The sequence below is a fragment of the Cellulomonas chitinilytica genome, assembly GCF_016862675.1.
Classification (GTDB): domain Bacteria; phylum Actinomycetota; class Actinomycetes; order Actinomycetales; family Cellulomonadaceae; genus Cellulomonas; species Cellulomonas chitinilytica.
This window is the reverse complement of sequence record NZ_BONK01000004.1, coordinates 335,009-356,412: the sequence shown is the minus strand read 5'-3', so window position 1 is coordinate 356,412 and position 21,404 is coordinate 335,009. Positions and strand designations below refer to the sequence as shown.

General features: G+C 74.0%; 18 protein-coding genes. 8 read left to right on the top strand and 10 right to left on the bottom strand.

Translation table 11 applies throughout. The annotated features are described in order from the left end of the window. Positions 1-58: 58 nt before the first annotated feature. Both Cch01nite_RS08165 and Cch01nite_RS08160 read right to left on the bottom strand, forming a co-directional pair. Positions 59-1,276 carry a type II toxin-antitoxin system HipA family toxin gene (locus tag Cch01nite_RS08165; protein WP_203751011.1) on the bottom strand — a complete coding sequence of 406 codons (1,218 nt, stop codon included), beginning with the start codon at positions 1,274-1,276 and terminating at the stop codon, positions 59-61. After that, a complete protein-coding gene (locus tag Cch01nite_RS08160; RefSeq protein ID WP_203751009.1) occupies positions 1,273-1,518 on the bottom strand; it encodes a helix-turn-helix domain-containing protein in 246 nt (81 codons plus the stop codon). The genes Cch01nite_RS08165 and Cch01nite_RS08160 overlap by 4 nt, the downstream gene beginning before the upstream one ends. 123 nt (positions 1,519-1,641) lie before the next feature. Between Cch01nite_RS08160 and Cch01nite_RS08155 the strand changes: the two genes are divergently transcribed. After that, entirely contained in the window at positions 1,642-2,037 is a 396-nt protein-coding gene (locus tag Cch01nite_RS08155) for a hypothetical protein (protein WP_203751007.1), read from the top strand. Positions 2,038-2,089: 52 nt separating this feature from the next. Here Cch01nite_RS08155 and Cch01nite_RS08150 read toward each other — a convergent pair whose 3' ends face one another. Continuing rightward, positions 2,090-3,064, bottom strand: a complete 975-nt coding sequence (locus tag Cch01nite_RS08150) for a siderophore-interacting protein (protein ID WP_373309883.1) — start codon at positions 3,062-3,064, stop codon at positions 2,090-2,092. A 111-nt stretch (positions 3,065-3,175) separates the two neighbouring features. Here Cch01nite_RS08150 and Cch01nite_RS08145 point away from each other — a divergent pair, with 111 nt between their 5' ends. Further along, on the top strand, positions 3,176-3,556 hold the full coding sequence (locus Cch01nite_RS08145; protein ID WP_203751002.1) for a hypothetical protein: 381 nt from the start codon (positions 3,176-3,178) through the stop codon (positions 3,554-3,556). A gap of 3 nt (positions 3,557-3,559) precedes the next feature. Here Cch01nite_RS08145 and Cch01nite_RS08140 read toward each other — a convergent pair whose 3' ends face one another. The 4 genes from Cch01nite_RS08140 to Cch01nite_RS08125 form a co-directional block, all read right to left on the bottom strand. After that, the gene (locus tag Cch01nite_RS08140; RefSeq protein WP_203751000.1) at positions 3,560-5,617 is read right to left on the bottom strand and encodes an iron ABC transporter permease; all 2,058 of its coding nucleotides are present in this window, start codon (positions 5,615-5,617) and stop codon (positions 3,560-3,562) included. A gap of 53 nt (positions 5,618-5,670) precedes the next feature. After that, a complete protein-coding gene (locus tag Cch01nite_RS08135) occupies positions 5,671-6,663 on the bottom strand; it encodes an ABC transporter substrate-binding protein (protein WP_203750998.1) in 993 nt (330 codons plus the stop codon). 104 nt (positions 6,664-6,767) lie between these two features. After that, positions 6,768-7,622 carry an ABC transporter ATP-binding protein gene (locus tag Cch01nite_RS08130; RefSeq protein ID WP_203750995.1) on the bottom strand — a complete coding sequence of 285 codons (855 nt, stop codon included), beginning with the start codon at positions 7,620-7,622 and terminating at the stop codon, positions 6,768-6,770. 60 nt (positions 7,623-7,682) lie between these two features. Next, positions 7,683-8,801: a VIT1/CCC1 transporter family protein gene (locus Cch01nite_RS08125; protein ID WP_239070070.1), complete on the bottom strand. Its 1,119-nt coding sequence runs from the start codon at positions 8,799-8,801 to the stop codon at positions 7,683-7,685. A gap of 150 nt (positions 8,802-8,951) precedes the next feature. Here Cch01nite_RS08125 and Cch01nite_RS08120 point away from each other — a divergent pair, with 150 nt between their 5' ends. Next, a complete protein-coding gene (locus Cch01nite_RS08120; RefSeq protein ID WP_203750992.1) occupies positions 8,952-9,362 on the top strand; it encodes an ATP-binding protein in 411 nt (136 codons plus the stop codon). Positions 9,363-9,401: 39 nt separating this feature from the next. On the opposite strand, the gene Cch01nite_RS08115 is transcribed toward Cch01nite_RS08120, so the two are convergent. The 3 genes from Cch01nite_RS08115 to Cch01nite_RS08105 all read right to left on the bottom strand — a co-directional run bounded on the left by Cch01nite_RS08115 (position 9,402) and on the right by Cch01nite_RS08105 (position 12,158). Next, positions 9,402-9,767, bottom strand: a complete 366-nt coding sequence (locus Cch01nite_RS08115; RefSeq protein ID WP_203750990.1) for a hypothetical protein — start codon at positions 9,765-9,767, stop codon at positions 9,402-9,404. A gap of 90 nt (positions 9,768-9,857) precedes the next feature. Beyond that, positions 9,858-11,024: an FAD-dependent monooxygenase gene (locus Cch01nite_RS08110; protein WP_203750987.1), complete on the bottom strand. Its 1,167-nt coding sequence runs from the start codon at positions 11,022-11,024 to the stop codon at positions 9,858-9,860. 27 nt (positions 11,025-11,051) lie between these two features. Next, complete coding sequence (locus tag Cch01nite_RS08105) at positions 11,052-12,158, bottom strand: Gfo/Idh/MocA family protein (RefSeq protein WP_203750984.1); 1,107 nt, start codon at positions 12,156-12,158, stop codon at positions 11,052-11,054. A gap of 241 nt (positions 12,159-12,399) precedes the next feature. Between Cch01nite_RS08105 and Cch01nite_RS08100 the strand changes: the two genes are divergently transcribed. The 5 genes from Cch01nite_RS08100 (at position 12,400) to Cch01nite_RS08080 (ending at position 21,366) form a co-directional block, all read left to right on the top strand. Continuing rightward, positions 12,400-13,122, top strand: a complete 723-nt coding sequence (locus Cch01nite_RS08100; RefSeq protein WP_239070061.1) for a Pr6Pr family membrane protein — start codon at positions 12,400-12,402, stop codon at positions 13,120-13,122. A gap of 118 nt (positions 13,123-13,240) precedes the next feature. Next, positions 13,241-14,059: an SCO4651 family lipoprotein gene (locus Cch01nite_RS08095; protein WP_203750978.1), complete on the top strand. Its 819-nt coding sequence runs from the start codon at positions 13,241-13,243 to the stop codon at positions 14,057-14,059. A gap of 163 nt (positions 14,060-14,222) precedes the next feature. Next, positions 14,223-16,424, top strand: a complete 2,202-nt coding sequence (locus tag Cch01nite_RS08090; RefSeq protein WP_203750976.1) for a glycoside hydrolase domain-containing protein — start codon at positions 14,223-14,225, stop codon at positions 16,422-16,424. Beyond that, positions 16,421-17,704, top strand: a complete 1,284-nt coding sequence (locus Cch01nite_RS08085) for a glycosyltransferase (RefSeq protein WP_239070059.1) — start codon at positions 16,421-16,423, stop codon at positions 17,702-17,704. The genes Cch01nite_RS08090 and Cch01nite_RS08085 overlap by 4 nt, the downstream gene beginning before the upstream one ends. A 122-nt stretch (positions 17,705-17,826) precedes the next feature. Continuing rightward, the gene (locus Cch01nite_RS08080; RefSeq protein WP_203750972.1) at positions 17,827-21,366 is read left to right on the top strand and encodes a TM0106 family RecB-like putative nuclease; all 3,540 of its coding nucleotides are present in this window, start codon (positions 17,827-17,829) and stop codon (positions 21,364-21,366) included. Positions 21,367-21,404: the final 38 nt, after the last annotated feature.

Below are 21,404 nucleotides of genomic sequence, written 5' to 3'. Positions count from 1 at the left end.
CTCGGATGCCTGTTCGTCGGCGTGGGCGTCCTGCTCGCCGCCGTGCACTGACACGCGCTCACCCCGCCAAGGCCCTCACCCGACCGAGCACGGCCCTGCCGACCGCGACCGGCGTGTCCGCAGGCTCCCCCAGATTTTCGACGGCTTCGGCGATCGCCAGGAGCGTCTGACGGACGACGACCGCCGCAACGTCCGCCCCGAGCCCCCACTCGCACGCCTCGGCGACCAGGTGCTCCGTCGTGATGTACGGCAGGTACACCTGCTCGTTCACGGCATGCCCGGCGTGCCGGTACGTGGGGGCCACCAGGAACACGGGTGCGACGTCGTACAGCGGCGACATCGAGACCGTCGCGGCCCGGCTGATCTGGATGCTGTAGTTCTTCGAGTGCGCGTCCCCGTTGCCGATGGCGGCGTTGAACGTCACCTGCGCGAGCAGCTCGGTCAGGAGCTGCTGCGGGTCGGCCGCTTCGGCGGCCGCGCGCGTCGCCAGGGCTGCCAGTCGTCGTTCGCCGACGGAGGACTCGTGCTTGTCCCGGGACGCGAGCGCGAGGGACTGCGTGAAGTCCTCCTGGTGGATGCGGCGGCCCCCGTGCCGGTCGAATCGTTCGACCACGAGCGCCTGCCGGTCACCGAACCACTCCAGCTCCGAGCGTGCGGCCCGTAGTCCCGCGGCGGCAGCCACCTGCAGGGCCCAGTGCTCGTACCGGATGATGTCCGGGATCGGTGCCTGCGGGGACTGCGGCTGAGGCTTGACCAGGTGGCTCGACATCGCACCGTCGGCCGGCCACGCCCATCCGTCGGCCGTCCGGGTGAGCAGCACCTTGTCCTGCACACCACCGAGCGACGCGGAGACTGCGAGCCCGTCCGGGACGTGATGCGTCGGCAGGTCCCTGACGAGCACGTCGACCTCGTCGCTGGTCAGTGGCGTGACCCTGCCGGCACCGGCAGGCGCCTCGTCCGTCGTGAACTGGATCGCGCCTGCGCACTCACGTCCGATGCGGGACAGCAGCGCGAACGTGTCACCGGGGCGGATGTCGTTCTCGCGTTCGAGAACGGCGCGCACCCCGCCCTCGGGCAGGAGGTTGTCGCAGAACCGTTCCAGAGCATCCCCCTGGACGCGCCTCTCCGTGAGCGGCAGCGACAGCGACAGCGGGCGCGCACCGACACCCCACCGGTCGAGCGCGGCGTCGGTGAACCTCAGGCGAAGCCGGCTGGTGCGCAGCTGCTCGAGCTGGGCGAGGTGCTCGCCATGCAGCCACACGGAGAGCGTGCTCATCGCGGCGGCTCGACGGTCACGGTGGAGCCGCGAGGGACCAGCACGATCTCGTAGCCGTAGCCGTCCATGTAGTCCATGAGCGTGTCGAGCTGAGGCGTGGTGCCACGTTCGATCCGGGACAGGTGCGGACGGGACGAGTGGAACTTGGCTGCGGCGTCGTCCTGCGTGTCGTGCGCGTTGCGACGGATCGACTGCAGCGCGCTGCCCAACGCCAACTTGGTCCGGGCCCGATACCACCGCATCCGTGGAGATTCATCTGCACCGATCATGGCAATGAATCCTAGTGGATTCGTTCGCACTCAGCGTGGAAATGCATCCGTCCAGATGCACGGCCGTCGGAGCCCGCCGACGACCACCATCACCCGGTGGAAACCGGCCCCATGACGCACGACCCCTCGGCACACTTGCCTTCCCGTCTCTGGAGGGCCGTCATGACACGAGCACGCGGCACGGTCGCCTCCGCTCTCGCGGTCGCCGTCGCGTTGACCCTCGGGGCCTGCGCCGACCGCAGCCGGGACGGCTTCGCGATCGTCAACAAAAGCGATACGGCCGTCACGGTGACGTTCGTGGACGGCCTCACGGAGGTGACCGTCGAGCCCGGTCACCGCGAGGTCGTGCGAATGCCCGAGTGCCTGGGCACGGCGGTGCACGTCACTGCCGAGGGCCACCCCGACGTGGACATCGACGGATCGGCGTGCGTCGGTTCGATCCTCTACATCGAGAAGGATCACAGCGCCGGGATCGAGTCGATGTACGCCTGACCCGCACCGGCTCCTGCTCCTGCTCCTGCTCCGAGGAGCACGGATCCCGGGCTCAGTTCGGCTCGGCGCGCCCTTCGCGCCAGTACCCCATGAACGCGACGGCCTTCCGGTCCACGCCGCACTCGCTGACGAGGTGGCGCCGCAGCGTCTTGATGACGGCGGCCTCCCCCGCGAGCCACGCGTACATGGCGGCCTCGGACCGCAGCGGCGCGCCGGACGCGTCGACCGGCACCTCCCACAGCAGCCCGGCGTCGATGTCGACGTCCTCCAGGTCGACGTCCGGCGCGGGCGCCTGGCCGGGCAGCATCCGGGCGGCGGCGGCCTGCACGGCGGGGACGAGGAGCGACCCGTGGGCGCGGCCGTCGCGGCCGTACCAGCGGACGGTGACCCCGGCGGGCGCGACGAGGTCGAGCCGGTCGTCCGAGCTGGGCATCTCGATGAGGGCCTCGCCGCGGGCGTCGGCGGGGAGCCGCTCGAGGATGCCGGCGATGGCGGGCAGCGCGGTCTCGTCGCCGGCGATGAGCAGGCGGTCGGTGCGGGCGGGCGGGACGAAGTCGACGCCGCCGTGCGGGCCGACCGCGTCGGCGTTGGGGCCGAGGATGACGAGCTCGTCGCCGGGCGCCGCCGACATCGCCCACCGGGAGGCGGGGCCGAGGTCGCCGTGCAGGACGACGTCCACGTCGACCTCCCGGCGCGATGGGCGCACGCCGCGGGCCGTGTACGTGCGGATCGGGTGGCGCCGCTCGTCGGGCAGGCCACGCCAGCGGCCGTACCAGTCGTCGCTCGCGGACAGGTCGAGCAGCCCCTCGTAGCCGCAGTCGAGCGGCAGGAAGAACTTGATGCGCTGGTCGAAGCCGTTGTCGGCGAACCGGTCGAGGTCGTCGCCCGTGAAGGTCAGGCGGAGCACGCTGGGGCAGAGCTGCTGCACGCCGGCGACCTGCACGGAGAACATGCGGAACGGCAGGGCCGAAGCCTCTGCGTCTGCCTGCAGGCCCGTCTGCTCGGTCGTCCCTACGGTCGTCGTCACGCCCGCCAGCATAGAGGAAGGTGAGGCTTGCCTCACCAGGGTGTTCGTCACACTCCCGCGTGCCCGATGATGGGCGCGCACGCTCCACCCCGGCGACGACGCGAGGCGACGATGACGCAGCAGGGCACCCCGGTCCCGCACGACAAGGCCGACCAGCTCGAGCAGATCCAGGACGGCCTGATCGACGGCGAGACCGTCTACGCGGTCTACGACTGCACGGGCGCGGGCACGGGTTTCGTCGGCGTGACGAACCTGCGCGTGATCCTGCAGGACAACTCGTTCACGGGCGGGAAGTCCGCGGTGACGTCGCTGCCGATCCGCTCGGTCTCGTCGATCTCGTTCGTCTCGGACAAGTCGCTGTTCGGCCGCCACGTCGCGTCCGCCACGCTCGCCATCACCGCCGGCTCGGTGGTCCACGAGGCGACGTTCCGCGGGGACGCGAAGGCGAAGCACGTCCACGACACGATCCTGTGGCTGCTCACCCGGTCCTGAGCCTCAGAGCGACCGGCGGGTCCGCCACAGCAGGTAGACGAAGTAGGGCGCGCCGATCACCGAGGTGACCAGCCCGGCGGGGATCTGCACGGGTGCGAGCAGGGTCCGGCCGACGGTGTCGGCGACGCTCAGCAGCACCGCGCCGAGCAGCGCCGCGACCGGGACGACGCGCGCGTGCGACGACCCGACGAGCGACCGGGCCAGGTGCGGCGCGACGAGGCCGACGAACCCGACCACGCCCACCGCCGAGACGGACACCGCCGTCAGGAGCGCGGTCACGCCGAGCAGCAGGAACCGGGTGCGCTCCAGCCGGACGCCGAGCACGCGGGGCAGGTCGTCGTCGAGCGCGAGCACGTCGAGGTCCCGCCGGTGCCGCACGAGGAACGGCACGAGCACGACGAGTGCGACCGCGACGGGCCACACCTGCGCGGCGGTCCGCCCGTACGTGGACCCGGACAGCCAGGTGAGCGCCATCGTGGTGTTCCACGGGCTCGTGACGACGACGATCAGCGTGATGAGCGACGTGGCCGCCGCCGACACCCCGATCCCGACGAGCACGAGCCGGTCGGAGCTCAGCCCCCGGCGCGACGACAGCCCGTAGACCAGCCCGAACGTCAGCACGGCCCCGACGCACGCGGCGGCGGACACGACCCAGATCGACGCACCGGGCAGGACGACGATCGCGAGGACCGCCGCGACCCCGGCGCCGCCGGTGATGCCGAGCAGCCCGGGCTCGGCGAGCGGGTTGCGGGCGACGCCCTGCACACCCGTCCCGGCCAGGCCGAGCGCGGCACCCGCCAGGACGGCCGCCATCACCCGAGGCATCCGCTGGTCGAGCACGAAGCTGACCTGCCGCCCGCTCGTCCCTGCGAACCAGTTCGCCACGTCGCCGAGCAGCAGCAGCCGGTCGCCGAGCAGCACCGCCGCGACCAGCGCTCCGACGAGGGCGACGACGAGGACGGCGAGCACCACCGCCACCCGGCGCCGCGACGCCGGTCGGGCACCGACGGCGGCGACCTGCGCCGACCCGCTGTCCCGCAGGCGCCGCGCGAGCCACACCATCAGCACGGCACCGAGCAGCGTCGTCACGACACCCGTCGGGATGCCCGCCCCGGTGCGTCCCGGGACCAGCAGCCGTAGCAGCACGTCGGCGGCCAGCACCACCGCGCAGCCCGCGAGCGCCGCGAGCGGCAGCAGCGCACGGTGCTGGTGCAGCCCGCGGACCCGCCCGGCGACGAGCCGCGCGATCACCGGGGCCGACAGCCCGACGAACCCGACCGGCCCGGCGACGGTCACGGCGACCGCGGCGAGCAGCACCGCGAGCAGCACGCCGACCACGCGGGTGCGGCGCACGTCGAGGCCGAGCACGGAGGCGGTGTCGTCGCCCAGGGCCAGCACGTCGAGCCGACGTGCCCACAGCACGCAGACGACGGCGGCGACCACGACGACGGGCGCCGCCTGCGTCACCTTCGTCGTGCCGGACTGCACGATCGACCCCTCGCCCCAGGCGAACATCCCCTGGGTCTCCTGCGCGAACAGGATCATCAGCAGCATCGTCACGGACGACAGCGCGAGCATCGTCGCGGACCCCGCGAGCACCAGCCGGGTCGGGCCGGCGGCACCGGCCCGGGCGATGAGCAGCACCAGCCCCGCGGCGAGCAGGCCGCCGGTGAACGCGAGCACCCCGGACGCCGCGAACGGCAGCGAGAACCCGACGACGGCCGCGAGCACCACCGACAGGTACGCGCCCGCGTTGACGGCCAGCGTGTCCGGGGAGGCCAGCGGGTTGCGCGCGACGGACTGCAGCACCGCCCCGGACACCCCGAGCGCGGTGCCGACGAGCAGCCCGGCGAGCACCCGCGGTGCGCGGGACGCGACGAGCACCGCGAGGGTCTCGTCGTCCCCGCCGCCCGTGAGCAGGCCGAGCAGGTCACCGAGGCCGACGTGCGACGTGCCGAGCGTGAGGTCCCAGGCGCCGAGCAGCACCACGAGGGCCACGCCGACGACGAACACGAGGGTGACGGCCGCGATGCGCGGACGCCCCTGCGCGGGGCCCGTCACCGAAGAGGCAGCGGGCCCCGCCACAGACCCTGCAGAGGGGTCGAGCTGGAGCGTCACTTCGTGACTGCGTCGACCGTCGAGTCGATCCACGCGGCGGCCGACTGCGGGCCGCCGAACGGCCAGATGCCGTCGGGCTGGCGGACCACGTTCCCATTGACGACGAACGGGAGCTGCTGCCAGATCGCGTTGTCCTTGAGGACGTCACGGAACGCGTCGCCCCCGTCGGTGTCGCTGGCGCCGTAGATGAACGTGGTGTCCCCGAGGCCCGTGAGGCCCTCGACGTCGGTGCTGGCCAGGCCGTAGTCCGGGTCGGCCCCGCCGCCGGTCCACGCGTTCTTCAGGCCGATGAGCGACGCGACGCCGCCGAGGAACGAGCCCTCCGTGTAGATCCGGATCGACACCGTGCCGTCCGACTCCCACCCGTCGGCCATCGTGTACAGCGCGCCGGTCTTCCCGGCGTCCTCGAGCTTCGCCTTGCCGTCGGCGACGGCCCGGTCGAAATCGTCGATCGCGGCGTCGGCGGCATCGGCGTTGCCCGTCGCGTCACCCAGCACCTCGAGGGTGTGCTTCATGTAGCCGATCGGGTCCTCGCCGTCCGAGCCGCGCAGCGCGATGACCGGCACCTGCTCCTCGATCTGCGCGATGACCTCCTCCGGGAGGTCCGTCGTGGTGACGACGAGGTCGGGGTCGAGGGCCGCGATCGCGTCGAGGCTCGGCTCGCCGCGCTGGCCGACGTCGGGCGTCGACGGGTCGAGCGGCACCACGGTGTCCCACGTGTTGTAGCCCTTGACGTCGGCCTCGCCGACCGGGGTCACGCCGAGCGTGAGCAGGTTCTCGGTGAGGCCCCACTCGAGCGAGACGACCCTCGTCGCGGGGTGGTCGAGGGTGACCTCGCCGCGCTCGTCGGTGACCGTGACGGGGCCGCCGGCGGCGGTCGCACCGGTCGTCGGGTCGGACGCGGCGGCGTCCTCGGTCGTGCCGCACGCGGAGAGCAGCAGGGCGGTCGCGAGAGCGCCGGTGACGGCGGCGACGGGCAGGGAGCGCATGGGTTTCCTCGGGTCTGGGCGGTCGTGTCGGGCGGTCTTCCCGGGCGGGGGCGGTCCGGGCCGGACCGGCGAGCGGCTCGCCGGACCGGGTGCTGCGGGGGAGGTCAGACGACGGCGAGGTCGCGGGGGTTCCGGGTGGCCGGACGGTGGGTGTGCCTGCCGACGGGCCGGGTGCGCACCCGGCCGGTCTCGTCGTCGACGGTCACGTCGATCCGGATCCCGTAGGTGCCGGTGAGCGCGTCGGCGGTGAGCACCTCGTGCGGCAGACCGGCGCCGACGACCTCGCCGCGGCGCAGCAGCACCACGTGGTCGGCGACGGCGGCGGCCTGGTCCAGGTCGTGCAGCACCACGCCGACGGCCACGCCGTGCTCGTCGGCGAGGTCGCGCACCAGGTCGAGGATCTCCACCTGGTAGCGCAGGTCGAGGTGGTTGGTGGGCTCGTCGAGCAGCAGCACGCCGGTGTCCTGGGCCAGGCAGGTGGCGAGCCAGACGCGCTGGAGCTCACCGCCGGACAGCTCGTCGACGCCCCGCTCGGCCATGGGCTCGACACCGGTGACCGTCATGGCCCACGCGATCGCCCGGGGGCCGTCGGGGTCGGACTGCCGCCAGCGGCCGCGGTGCGGGTGGCGGCCGTAGCCGACGACGTCACGCACGCTCATGCCCGACGGCGTCGGTCGCGACTGCGAGAGCAGCGTGACCCGGCGGGCGAAGTCCTTGGCGGACAGGGCGAGCGCGTCGGGCACGTCGGCGAGGGCGACCGTGCCGTCGTCGGGCTTGTGCAGCCGCGCCAGCGCACGCAGGAGCGTGGACTTGCCGGAACCGTTGGGGCCGACGAGCGCGGTCACCTGGCCGGGCAGCAGGCGCAGGCCCGCCCGCTGCACGGCGACGGTCCCGTGGTACGCGAGGCGCAGGTCGTCACCGCGCAGCGCGGGCTCGTCGGCAGGTGTCGTCGTGGGCACGGCCCGACATTAGCCTGACCTAAGTAAGGATTGCCAAACCTTCGTTCACCCTGCGGACGGTCAGACCGTCGACCCGAACGCCAAGCCCAGCACGTACGTCGCCCCCGCCGCCCCGTACCCGATGGCGAGCTGCCGCAGCGCCCGCTTCGCCGGCGACGCCCCCGACAGCACCCCGACCGTCGCCCCCGTCCCGAGCAGCGCGACCCCCACGAGCACCGCCGCCCACACCACGGCCGTCAGACCCTCGGCACCCAGCAGGTACGGCAGCACCGGGATCAGCGCGCCCGACGCGAAGAAGCAGAAGCTCGCCCCCGCGGCGCCCCACGCGGTGCCGATCGCCTCGTGCTCGTCGACCTCCTCGACCCCCTCCGGCGGCGGCAGGGTGAGCGCCGACGTGCCTGGGGAACCCAGCACCGCGTCGGCCCGCGCCTGCGCGTCCTCCGGCGCCATGCCCCGCGCCCGGTAGACGAGCGCCAGCTCGTTCGCGTCGACGTCCAGGTGCACCAGCGCGGCCCGCGCCTGGTCGCTCGGGCGCGACGCCTCGAGGAGCTCGCGCTGCGACCGCACCGACACGTACTCGCCCGCCCCCATCGACAGCGCCCCCGCGAGGAGCCCCGCCAGGCCGGTGAGCAGCACCGCCTGGTTCGACGCCCCGCTCGCGCCGATGCCGAGCACCAGCGCGAGGTTGCTCACCAGGCCGTCGTTCGCCCCGAACACCGCCGCCCGGAACGTGCCCGAGATCCGGTTGCGGCCACGCAGCGCCAGCCCGCGGACGACCTCCTCGTGGATCCGCTCGTCGGCCGCCATCGTCGGCGTCGCGTCGGCGTCGTCCGCGTACTCCGACCGGGCCTCCGCCCGCTGCGCGAGCGCCAGCACGAACACCGAGCCGAACCGCCGGGCCAGGAACCCGAGCACCCGTGTGCGGACGTCGCCACGCAGCGGCCTGCCCACCTCGTCGCCCAGCAGGTCCAGCCAGTGCTGCTCGTGACGGCCCTCCGCGTCCGCGAGCGCGAGCAGGATCGCGCGCTCCTCGCCGGACCTCCGGGAGGCCAGGTCGCGGTAGACGGCGGCCTCGGCCCGCTCGTCGGCCAGGTACTGCCGCCACCGGCGGATCTGGCTCTTCGTGGGGCTGTGACCTGCGGAGATGTCACCGGACGGGAGAGGGGCTGACGACGGCACCCGTCCATGGTCGCAGCCGATCGGGCCGGTCCCGGCCCTCAGAGCCGTGTTCGAGTTGCCGAATCATCGGATGTGAACGACCGTGGCGAGAACCGTCGGGAACCCGTCGGCGGCGCCCCCCACCCCCGCACCACCGTCGGGAGACCTGCCATGCGAGCCGAGACGCCCGTCGCCGCCGAGCTGTCGGCGGTCGCGCCGGCGCGACGCTGGGCGCGGGAGCGGCTCACCGAGGCCGGCGTGGAGCAGGACCGCCTCGACATGCTCGTGCTGCTGGTCAGCGAGCTGGTGACGAACGCGGTCGCGCACGCCGACCCGCCCGTCGTGCTGCGCGTCGACGTGGACCACGAGCGCACGCGCGTCGAGGTCACCGACGGCGCCCGCGAGGTGCCCGTGCTCAAGCACCCGCCGCCGACGGCTCTCGGCGGGCGCGGCGTCATGTTCGTCGACCGGCTCGCGAGCGCCTGGGGCACGACGCCCGAGGAGGGCGCAGCGGTGAAGGCCGTGTGGTTCGAGCTCCGCCACGACGACGTCCCCGCCGACCTGGCCCGCTTCGCCCGCTGACGCGCGCCCCCGGCCGGTCGTCCCGCCTGGTCCTCCCTGTCAGTCGTCCCAGGGCGGGGTGTCGTCGAGCTTCGCGTAGTACTTCGCCAGGTGGCTCTTCACGCGGTCGCGGTCCTTGTCCGGGAGGTCGACACCGCCCCGGGAGCCCTGCATCACGGCCGCCGCCGCGAACACGCCGCGCGGGACGGCCTTCAGCCGACCGTCGACGACGTCCGCGATCAGCAGCTTGTACGCCGTGAAGTTCTCCTTCGCGTCGGCGTCGTACCAGACGTGCGCGTCGCGGTACTTCTCGTTCGGCCCGTCCTGCGCGTCGGCCCACGCACGGACGCGCTTCTCGGCGGCGTCGCCGTCCCACTCGCGGTCCCGGTCGGCGAGCGGGAGGTCCTGGAACGCGGTCACGGCCATGGGTGTCTCCTCTCGGTCGTCCTCGTCCGTCCGACGCTGCCACCCGCCCCGGCCGTCGGCATCCCCACCCCCGAGCCGGCCGCGCGGTGCTCAGGCCGGCGGGCGCCAGCCGACGACGTCGCGGAGCCGGCGCTCCATCAGCGGCCCGGCGAACCGTCCGGCCAGCCGCACGCCGAGTCCCCGCAGCGCCACCGCGACGGGCGACGTCCACGCCGACGGGGCCCCGACCTGCGCGGACAGCCGCGCGATCCGGGTCGTCCTCGGCAGGCGGGCCGCGGTGTACGCGGCGAGCCCGCCGGTCACGTCGGACGACCCGGCGTCCCCGACGCACGCGGCCAGTACCACCGCGTCCTCGAGCGCCTGGCACCCGCCCTGGCCGAGGTTCGGCGGCATCGCGTGGGCGGCGTCGCCGAGGATCGCGACCCGGCCGACGTCGAACCGTGGCAGCGGCGTCGCGAGCCAGCGCAGGTCGTGGTGCAGCACCGCGGACGGCTGCAGGGTGGCGAGCAGGTCGGGGATGGGCGCGTGCCAGTCCGCGAAGCGCCGGCGCAGCTCGTCGGGGTCGTCGTCGAACCGGGTCCCCTCGGGCAGCACCGCGGTGAGGTAGCAGTACACGCGCCCGTCGGCGAGCGGCGTCAGCCCGACGATGGACCCGCGCCCCCACGTCTCGGCGGGCGCGACGCCGCCGGGCGGGGCGGGGGCGACGAACCGCCACGCGCTCACGCCGGTGTACGCCGGCGCCGGGTGGCCGGGGAACAGGGCCCGGCGGACGGCGGAGTCGATCCCGTCGGCGGCGACGACCAGGTCGGCGGCGAGCTCCCCGTCGCGCGCGGTCGTCACGAGCGCCCGCGGGCCGTCCGCCGCACCCGGCGCGACCGACGTGACGTCGACCCCCAGCCGCAGCGCCCCCGCCGGCAGGGCGCTCGCGAGCAGGTCGACGAGCTGGGCGCGGTGCAGCACGACGGCGGTGTCCCCCAGGCGTTCCCCGGCGGCGGTCGCGTCGGCCCGCACGACCCAGCGCCCGTCGGGCCGTCGCAGACCCACCTCGCCGCTGAGCCGGGCCCGCCCCCGCACGCCGTCGCCGACCCCGAGGGCGTCGAGCGCACGCAGGGCGTTCGGCGCGAGCGCGATGCCCGCACCGACCGGTTCGAGGGCGGGCGCCCGTTCGGCGACCGTCACCGACCAGCCACGACGCACGAGCGCCACCGCGGCCGCGAGGCCACCGATCCCGGCACCGACCACCACGGCGGACGTCATGTCGAGCAGTCTGCCTCGTCGCCGACGTCAGGCGTCCGCCCAGGCCTCCCGGGCCGTCCGGACGGGGGCGCCCGTGCGGGACGCCTCCTCGATGGCGAGCCCCAGCAGGTGGTCCTGGCAGCCGTCGGCCAGCGGGTACGGCGCAGGGCCGTCGCCGCGCACCCACGCCCCGGTCGCGGCGAGCAGCGAGGCGACCGCGAGGTCGTCGTCGGCGAGGCGTGCACCGTCGAACGCGTTCCGGTAGAGGACCCGGCCGTCGAGGCTGACGTGCTCGAGGTCGAACCCGTCGAGATTCTGCTCGATCCCCGACACGCGTCGCTCGAACCTCGACGTCAGGACGGTCCGCTCGTCGACCCAGCGCGTCACGGCGTCGTCGACGATCTCCCCGTGCGAGCCGCGGACCACGATCCGGTTGGTGCGCAGCGGGTTGTGCCACTGGTTCTCGGTGAAGTCGTAGAACGCGCTCCGGCCCGCGCCGAAGTCGAGCGTCGCGAGGATGTGCCACCGGTCCTGGGGCTCCGTCTCGCCGGTCCAGCGGTCGCGGCCGCGGGGGTCGAGGAGGGGGGCCGTGGTCGTCGTCGCGCGGACGGTGACCTCGTCGCGGCCGGTGCGCAGCAGGCGCCGGATCAGGCCGACCGCGTGGTACAGATGCGTAGACGAGATCTGTACATGTGTGGGTGTGCCGATGACGCCGGCGTCGACCGCGGCGATCCGGGCGGCGTGCGCCGGCATCGACGGGCTGTGCTCGGCGACCTGCACGAGGCCCGACGTGCCGACCTGCGCCCACAGCTCGCGCAGCCCGTCGGCGTCGGGCGCGGGCGGGGTCTCGGCGAGGACGGGGATGCCGAGCGCGACGAGCTCCGTGGTGACCTCGGGCGTCACCGGCCACGGCACCGAGACGACGACGAGCTCGGGCCGGTCCGTCGTCGGGCCGGTGGCCGTGACGAGCTCCTCGACGGTCCGTACCGTCGGCACTCCCCACGCGGCCTCGACCTCGGCGCCCCGCTCGGCGGTCCGGGTCACCACGCCGACGCAACGGAACCGGTCGGGCAGGAGCCGGGCCACCCGGACGAAGAACTCCGCCCGCCAGCCGCTGCCGACGACACCGAACCGGATGGGCTGCTGCTCGGCCATGAACCGTCCTCGCCGTCGGGGATCGAACCGGTCCGAGCCTAACCGCGCCCGCCACGCCACCAGCCACCGCCCGGCCCCTCGCCTCCGACGGCTCGCCCTCCCCGACCATCGGCTCCGGCACCGCGAGACCAACCTGAGCGTCGCCGACCTCCACGCTGGTGTCGCACCCGCCGGGCCCGGGAGGGAAGGTAAGGAGCGGGCGGCTGAAGGTCAGGGCCGGGCCGCGAGGGGGCGGATGGTCGTGGACCGGAGTCGGTCGGACGTCGTCGTGGGCGCCGTGGAGCGGACGCGGTCGGACGTCGTCGCGGGAGTGCTGCGGCTCGCCCTGGCGGGGTCGGCGCTGGCCGGGACGCAGGACATCTGGTGGCACGGCCGGCTCGGCGGGCTCGTCTACTTCACCAACCAGAGCGGCCTGCTCCTGGCGGTGGTGATGGTGTGGGCCGGTGTCGCGACCCTGCGGGGGACCCCGCAGCCACCCGGCTGGCTCAAAGGCGGCGTCACGCTGTTCCTGCTGGTCACGGCGCTCGTCGCGTACTTCGTGCTGCCCCCCGGACCCGGCGCGGCCGGAGGGTTCCGCGTCACGTCGGGGTTCGCCGAGCACCGGCTCGACCCGGTGCTGGCGTTCGTCGACTTCGTCCTGGTGGACGCCCACCGGCGGCTGCGGCCCCGGCACGCCGCCGCCTGGCTCGGCTACCTCGTCGCGTACTCCGCGGCCGTCACGGCCCGCGGGCTGCTCCGGCCGACCCTCGGGTTCCCGTACGCGTTCCTCGACGTCCGGGAGGTCGGCGGGGGCGGGTGGGCCCGGACGGTCGCGCTGCTCGGCGGCGCGTCCTGGCTGCTCGGGCTCCTGCTGGTCGGGATCGACCGGGTGCTCCCCGCCGCCGCGCTCGTCGGGACCGCGGGCCGGGCACCGGGACCGGCACCCGGGCCGGCACGCGGGTCGGGTCCCGGGCCGGCACCGTGAGGACGATCACCCACGAACCGCCACACAGGGACCTCACAGCCTGGAAGGCTTCGTGCCAGTTCCTACCGTGCCCACCCGGACTGCGCAGCCGGTCGCAGCCCCGCCCACAGGAGTCCCCATGCCGTCGTACCGTCGCCTTCTCGCCCTGCCCGTCGCGGCCTGTCTCGCGTGGACCCTGACCGCCTGCGGCGGGGGTGCCGGCGGTGCCGCCGAGGGCGCCTCGCCGGACCCCGTCGAGACGGCGTCCGCGACCGCCACCCCCGAGGCCCCCGAGCTCACCCTCGCGAACTTCGTCGACACGCTGACCGCCGCCCAGAACGGCACGGGCAGCTACGACTTCTCCCTGGCGATCACGGCCGAGGGCCAGGAGATCGTCGCGACCGGCTCGGCGAACGTCGCCGACGGCGCCCAGGACGTCGCGATGACCATGTCGTACCCGGGCGCCGGCGACTTCGACATCCGCATCGTCGGCGGCGTCATGTACATGAGCATGGGCGACCTGACGGGCGGCAAGTTCCTGCAGATCGACCCGAACGACGCGACGAACCCGCTGTCGGCCGGCCTCGGCGACATCACCGGCGACATCGACCCGGCCAAGACCATGGCGGCCCAGAAGGTGGCCATCACGGAGGTCACGAAGACGGGCGAGCCCGAGCAGCTCGACGGCGTGGAGGTCCAGCAGTACGTGGTCGTGGTCGACCCGTCGAAGCTCGACGCCGAGCAGCGCAAGCCGTTCGACGAGGCCGCCGCGGCGGGCGTCCCGCTCCCGGCGACGCTGACCTACACGTACTGGGTCGACTCCGCGAACCTCATCCACAAGGTCGCCTTCGACATCGGCGCGAAGACGGAGATGACCTTCTCGAACTGGGGCGCCGGCGCCCCGGTCGTCGCCCCGACGGCCGACCAGATCACGACGGAGAACCCGTTCGGAGCCTGACGCTCCCGCACCGCACCGCGCGCGCCGTCACCCGAGGGTGGCGGCGCGCGCGCGCGTTCAGGGGAACCTTCACCGCCGCGCAATCTCCCCGACACACTCCTGCCGTACGTTCCGGCGAATCGGGCACACGTGAGCCCCGCCGGAGCGGAAGGGAGCGGTGCCGATGTTCGAGCACGTCGACCCGTTCATCGGCACGGAGGCGACGTCCCTCCCGCAGCAGCAGGGGCTCGCGTCGACGTGGTGGTGGCCGAAGCCGCAGGTCGGCAACACGCACCCGGGAGCCCAGTACCCGCTGGGCATGGTCAGCGCGTGCGCGTACAGCGGCGCGTACCCCACCGGGTACGGCCGGTACGAGCTGGGCACCGAGGGGCTGCCCGTCGAGATGTACGACAGCGCGGTGGCCAGCGGGTTCACGCACTTCCAGCAGTCGGGCACGGGCGCGATCCGCAAGTACTACAACTACGTGCGCGTGACGCCGATGCTGCAGCCGCTCGACGACCTGGGCCGCCTGTTCGGCATCGAGCAAGAGGAGGCCGAGCCCGGCTGGTACGAGGCGACGCTCGACAGCGGGATCCGGTGCGAGCTGACGGTCGGCCCGAAGAGCGCGGTCCACCGGTACACGTTCCCCGCCCACCGGGACGCCCGGCTGGTCATCGACCTGTCGCAGGGCGGCCTGACGATCCCGCACGGACGCACGGTCCCGCTGCGCGCCCACCTGGAGACGGTCGCGCCGGGCGTCGCGCAGGGCGAGATCGTCGTCGAGGGTGCCCCGCTCGCGGTGCACGTGGAGTGCGACGCCCGGCACTGGCGGCAGATGCTCTGGTACGACCGGCGGCTCATGCCGGGCGGCACCCGGCTCGACTTCGACCGGATCCGCCCGACCACGCTGCGGCCGTTCGGGCTGATGTGGGCGGGCCCGTCGGAGCCCGGTGAGGTCGTCGAGCTGCGCATCGGGTTCTCCCTGCGCGGCGTCGAGCAGGCGCGCGCCAACCTGTACCAGGACTGCGGCGAGGGCCCGACGAGCTTCGCGACCCGACGGGCGCGGACCGCCGCCGTCTGGCGCGAGCAGCTCGACAAGGTCCAGGTGGACACCGCGTCGGCCGACAAGCGGACCGTGCTCTCGACGGCCGTCTACCACTCGCTCGTCAAGCCCTGCCTGGCGCCCGACGAGAGCCCGTTCTGGCCGACGGACACCCCGTTCGCGTTCGACATCGCGACGATGTGGGACATCTACCGCACCCAGCTCCCCCTGCTCACGGCCCTGATGCCCGAGCGCGCGGTGGAGCTCGCGACGGCGTTGCTGCACATCAGCGAGGAGGAGGGCAACCTCCCCATCGGCTACCGGATGGCCCGCGGCGCCGACCAGTTCTCCCGGCAGGGCAGCGCCCTCGCGCACACGTTCCTCGCCGACCTGTGCCGGCTCGGGCTGCCCGGCATGGACTGGGACTGGGCCCTCGTGCACATGCACAACGACCTGCGGCGCACGTACGGCGAGGACTTCCTGCTGCGCGGGCTGGCCCACCCGATCAGCCACACGCTCGACCTCGCGTTCGGGTACTGGTGCACGTCGGTGGTCGCGGCGGCCGTCGGCGACCGGACGCTCGTCGAGCAGTTCGAGCCGCTCGCGGCGCAGTGGCGGCACGCGTTCGACCCGGTCTCCGGTCTCCTCAAGGACTCGACGTTCTACGAGGGCGGCGTGTGGAACTACTCCTTCCGGCTGCTGCACGACATGGCCGGGCGGATCGCTCTGGCCGGCGGGGACGCCGCGTTCACGGCGCTGCTCGACCGGTTCTTCGGGTACGGCGCCGACGCCGTCAAGCAGCCCGGGGTGCGGCCGCCGGTCGACGAGATGGCAGCCGGGTACGCGCTGAACCGCTTCGAGGGCCTCAACAACGAACCCGACATGGAGGCGCCGTGGGCCTACATGTACGCCGGTCGCCCCGACCGGACGGCCGAGGTGGTGCACGACGTCGTCCAGCAGCAGTTCGGCACGGGCCGCGGCGGCCTGCCCGGGAACGACGACTCCGGCGGGCTGAGCTCCTGGTACGTCTGGGCGTCGCTCGGGCTGTTCCCCGTCGCCGGGCAAGGGCTGTACCTGCTGAACGCACCCGCCTGGCGGGAGGCGCAGCTCGACGTGGGCGGGCGGCCCCTGACGATCGAGACGGCCGGGTTCGTCGAGCCGGAGCCCGGCGGCCCGGCGCAGCACGTGCAGGAGGTGTTCCTCGACGGCACCCGGCTGGACCGCACGTGGCTGACGAGCGCCGAGGTGCACCGCGGCGGGCGGCTGCTCGTCGAGCTCGGCCCGGGGCCCGCCGCCTGGGGAGAACGCCCGCCGTCGACGACCACCCCGGGTGCCTCGTGGTGACCCGGCGGCTCGTCATCGTGGTCCGCGCCGACCCGGTGATCTGCGGCCACTCGGGCGAGGCGCGCAACCTCGCCGAGGCGGCGCTGCACCGCGGGTTCGACGAGGTCCGGATCGTCACGTGGCCGATCGACCGGCTGCAGCAGACCGGGCTGCCGCTCAAGCCGCTGGACCGGGTGCTGCCGTACTCGCCGGGGATCCACGTGGAACGTCCGGAGCCCGTCGGCGACTACAAGGTGCCCGACGGGCGCTGGCTGGCCGGGCTCACCGGCCGGCTCGTCGAGCTGTTCACCGACGGCGTGCCGACGGTCGCGATGTCGCTGTACCTGTCGCCGCACGCCACGGCGGTCGCGGACGCGGTGCACGTCGCCCGGCGCACGGGCCTGCCCGTGAACGTCGTGACCGTCGCGGAGGCCGTCGGGTCCGACGTCACGAACGTCGTGCGGGCCTGCGTCGAGGCCGACCGGTTCGGCGCCGCCGCGCACGTGCTCGCCGGGTACCTCGACCACGACGTGTGCCTCGCGGTGTCCCGGTACACGCAGGACCTGGTGATCGCCGAGGCCGAGGAGGTGGACCACCGGCACGGCACCGCCTTCGCCGCGCGCCTTCGCGAGCGCGTGCAGGTCTCCTACCCCGCCATCGACGTCGGCCTCTACCTCGACCGCTCGGACGACGACGTGCTCGGCGCCCGCGGCCTGACCCGCGACGGCTACGTGCTGTTCCTGTCCCGGCTCGCGCACGCCAAGGGGGTCGACGACCTCATCTCGGGGTTCGCCCGGTCCGCGGCCTGCGCCGACCTCCCGCTGGTGATCGCCGGCAACGGGCCCGACGCGTCCCGGCTGCGGGAACTCGCGGCCGCGTCTCCCGCGGCGGACCGGATCCGCTTCCTCGACGATGTTTCCGACGACGAGAAGCCGCACCTCATGGCGGGCTGCGCCGCGTTCGTGCTGCCCAGCAAGCCGCGACCCGAGTTCGTCGAGACGTTCGGGATCGCGCTCGCCGAGAAGATGCTCGCGGGCGGCGGGCCCGTCATCACCACCGACACCGGCGGGATCCTCGAGGCCGTCGGCGACACCGCGCTCATCGTCCCGGTCGACGCCCCCGACGCCATCGCCGCGGCCCTCGACCGGGCGCTCGGCATGTCCCCGTCCGAGCGGGCCGACTGGGAGGCGCGGGGCCGGGAGTTCGCTCTGAAGTTCGACCGGGCCGTGGTGCTCGACGGGATCCTCGCGCAGGTCGACGCGGTGCGGGCGTCGGGCGCGGCCCTGACCTCGATCGGGTGACGACCGTCCGCGGCCCCCGCGCAGGTCGGGTGACCGGTGTGACGGAGGTCTCCGGCTCGTCGGAGTGAACCCGAGCGTTCGTCGCCCGGCGGACTGTCCTCACCTGGGCCTACCCTCGGCCCATGCTCCTGCTCGACGACGGCGTCCTGGTGCTCAGCCCGAGCGACCTGTCGCACGCCGCGGCGTGCGAGCTGGCCGTGGTCCGGGCGCTCGACGGCCGGCTCGGCTGGGGCCCGGCCGTCGTCCCGGCCGCGGACGCGATGCTGGAGCGGGTCGCGTCGCTCGGCGGGGAGCATGAGCGGACGGTCCTGCGGAGCTACCTCGACGGGTTCGGGCCGTGGGACGAGGCGAGCGGGCGCGGTGTCGTCACGATCCGCCGGGCGCACGGGGACCGCGAGTCGCTGACCGCGGTGCACGACCGGACGCTCGACGCGCTGCGCGCCGGGGCGGACGTCGTGTACCAGGCGGGGTTCTTCGACGGCCGGTTCAGCGGCTACGCGGACTTCCTGGTCCGCGACGACGACGGCCGCTACGCGGTGCACGACACGAAGCTGGCCCGGACGGTGAAGGTCACGGCGTTGCTGCAGCTCGCGGCGTACGCGGACCAGCTGCGTGCGGCGGGCATCGAGACGGCCGACGAGGTGCATCTGGTGCTGGGCGACCGCACGACGTCGCGGCACCGGCTCGCGGACCTGCTGCCGGTGTACCGGGACCGTCGACGCCGGCTGGAGCGGCTGCTCGACGCGCACCGGGCGCGAGGCGTCGCGGCGGCGTGGGGTGACGAGCGGTACCGGGCGTGCGGCCGGTGCGACGTGTGCACGCCGGAGGTCGAGCGGCACCGCGACCTGCTGCTCGTCGCGGGCCTGCGCTCCACCCAGCGGGTCCGGCTGCATGCCGCGGGCGTGACGACGATCGACGCGCTCGCCGGCAGCACGGGGGCGGTCGACGGCATCGGTGCCGGGACGCTCGCGGGGCTGCGAGCGCAGGCGGCCTTGCAGGTCCGGCAGGGTGAGCCGCACGACGAGCCGCTGGTGTTCGACCTCGTCGACCCGGGCGCCGTCGCGGACCTGCCCGCCCCGGACGACGGCGACGTGTTCTTCGACTTCGAGGGCGACCCGCTCTGGACGGACGACACGACCCCGCCGGGCGAGCCTGCGCAGTGGGGCCTGGAGTACCTGTTCGGGGTCGTGGAGGACGATGCGGCCGAGCCGGTGTTCCGGCCGTTCTGGGCGCACGACCGGGCGCAGGAGAAGCAGGCGCTCGTCGACTTCCTCGCGTACGTGGCGGAGCGCCGCCGCAAGCACCCGGCGATGCACGTCTACCACTACGCCCCCTACGAGAAGTCGGCGCTGCTGCGGCTGGCCGCGCGGCACGGGGTCGGCGAGGAGGCCGTCGACCAGCTGCTGCGCGAGGGTGTGCTCGTCGACCTGTACGCCACGGTCCGGCGTGGGCTGCGGGTGGGGAGCAGCTCGTACTCGTTGAAGAAGCTCGAACCGCTGTACATGGGCGACGAGGGCCGGGACGGCGAGGTGACGACGGCGGGCGACTCGATCGTCGAGTACGCGGAGGCGTGCGCCCTGCGGGAGCGCGGCGACGAGCGGGCGTGGCAGGAGCGGCTCGACGCCATCGCGGACTACAACCGGTACGACTGCGTGTCGACGCTGCGGCTGCGGGACTGGTTGGTGGCGCGCGGCGCCGAGCGGGGCGCCGTCCCCCTCGCCGCGCGGGCGGCCGAGCCGACCGACGAGTCCGACGAGTCCGACGAGCTCGTCGAACGCCTGACGAAGGCCGCTGCCGCGACGGACGGGGCCGACGCCACCGCCCTCGACCTCCTCGCCGCGGCGCTCGGCTACCACCGCCGCGAGGACAAGCCGTTCTGGTGGGCCCACTTCGACCGCCTCCAGTCGGACCCGGCGGACTGGATGGACGCCCGCTCGACGCTGCTCGCAGACGAACCGCCGACGGTCGTGCGGGACTGGTACGTGCCGCCGCGGGGGAAGGCGAACCGCCGGGAGCTGCGGTTCGTCGGGCACCTCGAACCGGGCAGCGACCTGCGCGAGGGCGAGAAGGCGTACGCGTTGTACGAGCCGGCACCGCCGTTCGCGAAGACGTCGGCGGGCGGCCACCGCGGCTGGACGTCGAAGGTCGACGTGCTCGGGACGCGGACCGAGCCGGACCCTCGCTCACCGTCGGGCACCCGGGACGTCGTGCTCGTCACGGAGGGCATCGGGACGGCGGACACCCCGACGGACGCTCTCCCGATGGCGCTGGGCCCGGCCGAGCCGCCGCCGACGACCGGCATCGCCGCGGCGATCCGGCGCGTCGCCGAGCAGGTCGCGGACAGCGCGCCGGTGTTCCCGGCCCACCCGGCGGTCGACATCCTGCGGCGGGTGCCGCCGCGCACCCGCAGCGGGCTTCCGCTCCCCCGCCCCGACAGCCCGGACGAGGCAGCCAGCACGATCGGGACGATCGGCACCCCGGAGGCGATCACGTCCGCCGTCCTCGACCTCGACCGGTCGTACGTCGCCGTCCAGGGCCCGCCCGGCACCGGCAAGACGTACACCGGTGGGCACGTCATCGCCGCGCTGGCGGCGCAGGGGTGGAAGGTCGGCGTCGTCGCGCAGTCGCACGCCGTCGTGGAGAACATGCTGCGGTCCGTCGCGGGCGCCGGCCTGGACCCGGCCCGCATCGCCAAGAAGTTCAAGGACCACCCGCCGGCGGACCCGGTGTGGCAGCCGCTCAAGGAGGACCGCGAGTTCGGGGCGTTCTACGACCGGCAGGCCGGCGGCTTCGTCGTCGGCGGCACCACCTGGGACTTCACGAACGCGAAGCGTGTCCCGCCGGGCAGCCTCGACCTCGTGGTCGTCGACGAGGCCGGCCAGTTCTCGCTCGCGAACACCGTCGCCGTGTCCGTCGCGGGCCGCAACCTCCTGCTGCTGGGCGACCCTCAGCAGCTCCCGCAGGTCAGCAAGGGCAGCCACCCCGTCCCGGTGGACCGGTCGGCGCTGGGGTGGCTGGCGCACGGCCACGACACGCTGCCCGACGAGCTCGGCTACTTCCTCGACCGCACGTGGCGCATGCACCCGGCGCTGACGTCGGCGGTGTCGCGGCTGTCGTACGAGGACCGGCTGACGTCCGTCGAGCTCACCTCGCGGCGGTCGCTCGAGGGCGTCGCGCCGGGCGTGCGGACGGTCCTCGTCGACCACGCGGGCCATGCCGTCTCCGCGCCCGTGGAGGCGGCGGTCGTCGTCGGGACGGTCCGGGACCTGGTGGGACGCCGCTGGCACGACCCGCACACGGGCACCGACCGGCTGCTGACGCCGCAGGACGTGCTCGTCGTCGCCCCGTACAACGCGCAGGTGTGGGTGGTGCGCCGCACGCTCGACAAGGCGGGCCTCGCCGGGGTCCGGGTCGGCACGGTCGACAAGTTCCAGGGCCAGGAGGCCCCGGTGGTGATCGTGACGATGACCGCGTCGTCCGCGGAGGACGTACCGCGCGGCATGGAGTTCCTGCTCAACCGGAACCGGGTCAACGTCGCGATCTCCCGGGCCCAGTGGTGCGCGGTCGTCGTCCGCTCCCACACGCTGACCGACTACCTGCCGACCGGCCCGGCCCAGCTCGCGGAGCTCGGTGCGTTCCTGGGCCTGACCACTCCCGAGTGACGCTTGTTGAACTTCCAGACGATGACTACAGTCCACAA

Bases quoted from the DNA above. Each gene is read 5' to 3' on its own strand.
- Cch01nite_RS08165 (WP_203751011.1), bottom strand. From the start codon at position 1,276: ATGAGCACGCTCTCCGTGTGGCTGCATGGCGAGCACCTCGCCCAGCTC.
- Cch01nite_RS08160 (WP_203751009.1), bottom strand. From the start codon at position 1,518: ATGCGGTGGTATCGGGCCCGGACCAAGTTGGCGTTGGGCAGCGCGCTG.
- Cch01nite_RS08145 (WP_203751002.1), top strand. From the start codon at position 3,176: ATGACGCAGCAGGGCACCCCGGTCCCGCACGACAAGGCCGACCAGCTC.
- Cch01nite_RS08135 (WP_203750998.1), bottom strand. From the start codon at position 6,663: ATGCGCTCCCTGCCCGTCGCCGCCGTCACCGGCGCTCTCGCGACCGCC.
- Cch01nite_RS08120 (WP_203750992.1), top strand. From the start codon at position 8,952: ATGCGAGCCGAGACGCCCGTCGCCGCCGAGCTGTCGGCGGTCGCGCCG.
- Cch01nite_RS08115 (WP_203750990.1), bottom strand. From the start codon at position 9,767: ATGGCCGTGACCGCGTTCCAGGACCTCCCGCTCGCCGACCGGGACCGC.
- Cch01nite_RS08110 (WP_203750987.1), bottom strand. From the start codon at position 11,024: ATGACGTCCGCCGTGGTGGTCGGTGCCGGGATCGGTGGCCTCGCGGCC.
- Cch01nite_RS08105 (WP_203750984.1), bottom strand. From the start codon at position 12,158: ATGGCCGAGCAGCAGCCCATCCGGTTCGGTGTCGTCGGCAGCGGCTGG.
- Cch01nite_RS08095 (WP_203750978.1), top strand. From the start codon at position 13,241: ATGCCGTCGTACCGTCGCCTTCTCGCCCTGCCCGTCGCGGCCTGTCTC.
- Cch01nite_RS08090 (WP_203750976.1), top strand. From the start codon at position 14,223: ATGTTCGAGCACGTCGACCCGTTCATCGGCACGGAGGCGACGTCCCTC.
- Cch01nite_RS08080 (WP_203750972.1), top strand. From the start codon at position 17,827: ATGCTCCTGCTCGACGACGGCGTCCTGGTGCTCAGCCCGAGCGACCTG.